The organism is Corynebacterium sp. USCH3 (assembly GCF_037619475.1).
GTDB lineage: Bacteria > Actinomycetota > Actinomycetes > Mycobacteriales > Mycobacteriaceae > Corynebacterium.
The window spans coordinates 1-598 of record NZ_JAQPZT010000010.1; the positions used below are offsets into that span (position 1 = coordinate 1).

Annotated in this window: 1 protein-coding gene; it reads right to left on the bottom strand. The window is 65.4% G+C overall.

The annotated features are described in order from the left end of the window. A partial coding sequence (locus PQI66_RS15405) for a superoxide dismutase (RefSeq protein WP_339999412.1) occupies positions 1 to 597 on the bottom strand: 597 nt, incomplete at its 3' end. Position 598 lies beyond the last annotated feature (1 nt).

Sequence of the window (598 nt, forward strand, 5' to 3'; positions counted from 1 at the left end):
CTTGGCGGCGGCGTAGCGCTCGGCGACGTCGTCCCAGTTGAACACGTTCCACACGGCCTTGACGTAGTCGGGCTTGACGTTCTTGTACTGCAGGTAGAAGGCGTGCTCCCACATGTCGAGCATCAGCAGCGGGGTGAGGTTGATCGAGGTGTTGCCCTGCTGGTCGGTGAGCTGTTCGACGACGAGGCGTCCGGCGATGTGGTCGTAGCCCAGCACGGCCCAGCCGGAGCCGTAGAGGCCCAGGGCGGCCGAGGAGAACTGGTCCTTGAACTTGTCGAAGGAGCCGAAGTCGCGGGTGATGGCCTCGGCGAGTTCGCCGGTGGGCTCGCCGCCGCCGTTGGGCGAGAGGTTCTTCCAGAAGATGGAGTGGTTGGTGTGGCCGCCGAGGTTGAACGCGAGGTTCTTGGACAGGGCGCGGATCTGGTCGGGGTTGGTGCCTTCCTCGCGGGCCTTTTCGAGGGCTTCGAGGGCGGTGTTGGCGCCGGCGACGTAGGTGGCGTGGTGCTTGTCGTGGTGCAGCTGCATGATCTCGGCGGAGATGTGCGGCTCGAGGGCGTCGTAGTCGTAGGGGAGGTCGGGAAGCTCGTACACAGCCATG